Raw genomic sequence first — 4,339 nt, 5'->3', positions numbered from 1 at the left:
TTTGCGTGAGTACCTGCACCAGAATGATGGAACCCGTTGCAGGCGTGTTGACCGGGGGCGTGGTCATGGGAGACGTGCCGATGCCCGCCACATCGACCTTCAGCGCGTGTGCGGCGACATTGACGACGCCCACATTGTTCGTAGGGGCAGACGGCGATGTAGAACTTGGATTGGATGTGGTGCTGCTGGGTGCCGTGGAACTCGGCGTCGTGGAACTCGGAGTCGTGGTGCTCGGCGTCGTGGAACTCGGAGTCGTGGAACTCGGAGTCGTGGTGCTCGGCGTCGTGGAACTCGGAGTCGTGGTGCTCGGAGTCGTAGAACTCGGCGTCGTGGAACTCGGCGTCGTGGAACTCGGAGTCGTGGAACTCGGAGTCGTGGAACTCGGAGTCGTGGAACTCGGGGTCGTGGAACTCGGGGTCGTGGAACTCGGAGTCGTGGAACTCGGAGTCGTAGAACTCGGGGTCGTAGAACTCGGGGTCGTAGAACTCGGCGTCGTGGCGGAGTTTGGATCCGCCGATGGGTTGGCGGTCGAACTACCTCCACCGCCACACCCCGTCAGCAGCAAGGCACCGAGGAGCAGGGCGGGGAGGGGAAATACAACAAAGCGTCGTGTCAAAGTTTTGATGGGCATGACGGTGTCCTCGTTAAGCGAACTGCTGGCAATGAGACCGATGTGCGTTCAGCAGGCCTGCGCTAGCCGTGCGCTACTTTTTTTGCGGATGGGTGCATGGTAAGCATTTGATTTGACTTGCAAGCCCAAGCGATTGCGGTGTCGATGGCCCGGGGCAGCGCCAATTGGCTGATCCTTGCAGAAACGCTCACTTACATCCCTGCTTTGCGCTGCATCAAAACTGCGTGCTAGAGTGTGTTCAGGCTCTTTTGAGCTAGGCCCTTCTAAAGCCGCAATCCGCCAATCGGGCAGCCCGAGCCGCGGAAGGATGTTTTCCCACTGAGCGCCGGGGTGCCCGGCAGACTGTGAGCGCATATGTTGATGCAGAAATTCAAAGCCAATTCCTATCTCTTCGGCGGCAATGCCCCGTATGTCGAAGAGATGTACGAGAGCTATCTCTCCAATCCCGGTTCGGTTCCCGACCATTGGCGCGAATACTTCGATGCGCTGCAACATGTGCCCGCGCTCGACGGCAGCAATGCGCGCGATGTGCCACATGCTCCTGTGGTGTCGGCCTTTGCCGAGCGCGCCAAATCCGGCCCGATCCGCACCTTGCAAGCGGTGGCCGATGGTGATCTAGCGCGTAAACGGGTTGCCGCGCAGCAACTGATTGCCGCTTACCGCAATGTGGGCGTGCGCTGGGCCGATCTCGACCCGCTCAAACGCACCGAGCGGCCGAATATTCCCGATCTCGATCCGTCGTTCTACGGCTTCACAGATGCCGATCTGGAAACCGTGTTCAACGTCAGTAACACCTTTTTCGATCGCGAGAATCTGTCGCTGCGCGAACTGCTCAACAACCTGCACGAAACCTACTGTGGCTCACTGGGCGCCGAGTTCATGTACCTCAGCGATCAGGACCAGAAACGCTGGTGGCAACAGCGGCTGGAGTCCACCCGAACGCGTCCGGATGTCGATGCCGAGGCGAAAAAGCATTTGCTTGAACGGTTGACTGCTGCCGAAGGGCTGGAGCGCTATCTGGCGACCAAATATGTTGGCCAGAAGCGTTTTTCGCTCGAAGGCGGCGAGGGCTTCATCGTCTCGATGGACACGCTGGTGCAGCGCGCGGGCGCGCTGGGCATCCAGGAAGTCGTCATCGGCATGGCGCACCGCGGCCGCCTCAATGTGCTGGTCAACACTCTGGGCAAACGGCCGCAGGACTTGTTCGACGAGTTCGAGGGCAAGCACGCTGACGATCTGCCGTCCGGCGACGTGAAGTATCACCAGGGCTTTTCCAGCGATGTGTCCACGCCTGGCGGGCCGGTGCATTTGAGCCTGGCGTTCAACCCGTCCCATCTCGAAATCGTCAATCCGGTGATCGAAGGTTCCACCCGGGCGCGGCTGGATCGGCGCGGCGACGCGCTCGGCGAAACCGTGCTGCCGGTGCTGGTGCATGGCGACGCGTCGTTTGCCGGGCAGGGCGTGGTGATGGAAACTCTGGCGCTGGCGCAGACCCGTGGCTACACCACGGGCGGCACGGTGCACATCGTGATCAACAATCAGATCGGCTTCACCACGTCCGATCCGCGCGATACGCGCTCCACGCTGTATTGCACCGACGTGGCGAAAATGATCGAGGCGCCCATCCTGCATGTGAATGGCGACGATCCTGAGAGCGTGGCCTTTGCGACCAGTCTGGCGCTCGACTACCGCAAACAGTTCCATCACGACGTGGTGTTGGATATCGTTTGCTTCCGCAAACTGGGCCACAACGAGCAGGACACCCCCGCCGTCACCCAGCCGCTGATGTACAAAAAGATCGCGGCGCATCCGGGCGCGCGTAAGGTTTATGCAGACCGTCTCGTGAGCCAAGGGGTGATCGCCGCGGCGGATGCCGATCAGTTGGTGCACGAATTCCGCGCTGAAATGGAGTCGGGCGTCAGCCTGGAGCCGGTACTCACCAACTATAAGAGCAAGTACGCGGTCGACTGGTCGCCCTACCTCAACCGTCGCTGGACCGACAGCGCCGACACGGCCCTGCCGATGACCGAGCTCAAGCGGCTGGCCGAGCGCATCACGACCATTCCGCCGGATTTCAAGCTGCATCCGCTGGTGGAAAAGGTGATTGCCGACCGCGCCAAGATGGGCCGCGGCGAAATGCCGCTGGATTGGGGCATGGGCGAACACATGGCCTTCGCCTCGCTGGTGTCCAACGGGTTTCCTGTGCGACTGTCGGGCGAAGACAGCGGTCGCGGCACGTTCAGCCATCGCCACTCGGTGCTGCACGACCAAAGCCGCGAAAAGTGGGACGTCGGCACCTACATCCCGCTGCAGAACGTCGCCGAAGGGCAGGCGCCGTTCACCGTGATCGACTCCATTCTGTCGGAAGAAGCCGTGCTCGGCTTCGAGTATGGCTACTCCACCGCCGACCCCCGCACCCTGGTGATCTGGGAGGCTCAGTTTGGCGACTTCGCCAATGGTGCGCAGGTGCTGATCGACCAGTTCATCTCGGCTGGCGAAGTGAAGTGGGGCCGCGCCTGCGGCCTGACGCTGTTGCTGCCGCACGGCTACGAAGGGCAGGGGCCGGAGCACTCATCGGCGCGTCTGGAGCGCTATCTGCAGCTTTGCGCCGAAACCAATATGCAGGTCTGCCAGCCGACCAACCCGTCGCAGATTTTTCATCTGCTGCGGCGGCAGATGCTGCGGCCCTTCCGCAAGCCGCTCATCATCATGACGCCCAAGTCTCTGCTGCGGCACCCGCATGCCAAGTCGCCGCTATCTGATCTGGCGAACAGCCGCTTCGAGGTCGTAATGCCCGAGGTGGAAGAACTGCAGGCCGATAAAGTCAAGCGCATCGTCGCCTGCACCGGGCGGGTGTATTACGACCTGCTCTCGGCGCGTACCGAGCGCAAGATCGACGATGTGGCCATCATTCGCCTGGAGCAGCTCTATCCCTTCCCGCACAAGGCCTTTGCGGCTGAAGTCAAGCGCTACCCCAATGCGCGCGACATCGTGTGGTGCCAGGACGAGCCGCAGAATCAGGGAGCGTGGTTCTTTGTACAGCATCACATCCACGAAAACATGCTCGAAGGGCAGAAGCTCGGTTACGCCGGACGGCCCGCCTCCGCATCGACCGCGGTGGGCTACTACGCCAAACATGCCGAGCAGCAAAAGGAGCTTCTGAGCGCGGCCTTCGGCAAGCTCAAGGGCTATGTGCTGACGCGCTGATTGATGACGGGCGGCGCGTGTACCAGCCGCCCTGAAACCCACAAAAAATCCTCTGACACCGTTCACTGGCTGCGCAGTTTTCTTCACGCGGCCACCTTAAAAATACCGGAATCCATCATGGCGCTGATCGACATCAAAGTTCCCCAACTCTCCGAATCCGTGGCGGAAGCCACCCTGCTGACCTGGAAGAAAAAGCCAGGCGAACCCGTGGCGCAGGATGAAATCCTGATTGAAATCGAGACCGACAAAGTGGTGCTCGAAGTGCCTGCACCCGAAGCCGGGGTGATGGCGCAGATCGTCAAGAACGACGGCGCGTCGGTGACCAGCGACGAAGTCATCGCCAAGATCGACACTGAAGCCAAACCGCAAACCAGTCCCTTGCCCGTGGCGCCAGTCAAGGCGGCTGAACCGGCTGCTCCGGCTCCGGCTCCGGCTCCGGCTCCGGCTCCGGCTCCGGCTCCGGCTCCGGCTCCGGCTCCGGCTCCGGCTCCGGCTCCGGCT

At 61.6% G+C, this 4,339-nt stretch carries 3 protein-coding genes; all 3 read left to right on the top strand.

Features of this window, described 5'->3' with window-relative positions:
* Nucleotides 1–179: 179 nt before the first annotated feature.
* Nucleotides 180–734: a hypothetical protein gene (locus AC2VLV_RS02790; protein WP_486988526.1), complete on the top strand. Its 555-nt coding sequence runs from the start codon at nt 180–182 to the stop codon at nt 732–734.
* Nucleotides 735–985: 251 nt separating this feature from the next.
* Nucleotides 986–3,838, top strand: a complete 2,853-nt coding sequence (locus AC2VLV_RS02785; RefSeq protein WP_486988525.1) for a 2-oxoglutarate dehydrogenase E1 component — start codon at nt 986–988, stop codon at nt 3,836–3,838.
* A gap of 117 nt (nt 3,839–3,955) precedes the next feature.
* Nucleotides 3,956–4,339, top strand: a 384-nt coding sequence (locus tag AC2VLV_RS02780) for a biotin/lipoyl-containing protein (protein WP_486988524.1), incomplete at its 3' end; no start/stop codon positions are given.

Source organism: Thiomonas sp. TH-17 (assembly GCF_057473305.1).
This window is presented reverse-complemented; position numbering and strand designations above follow the sequence as displayed.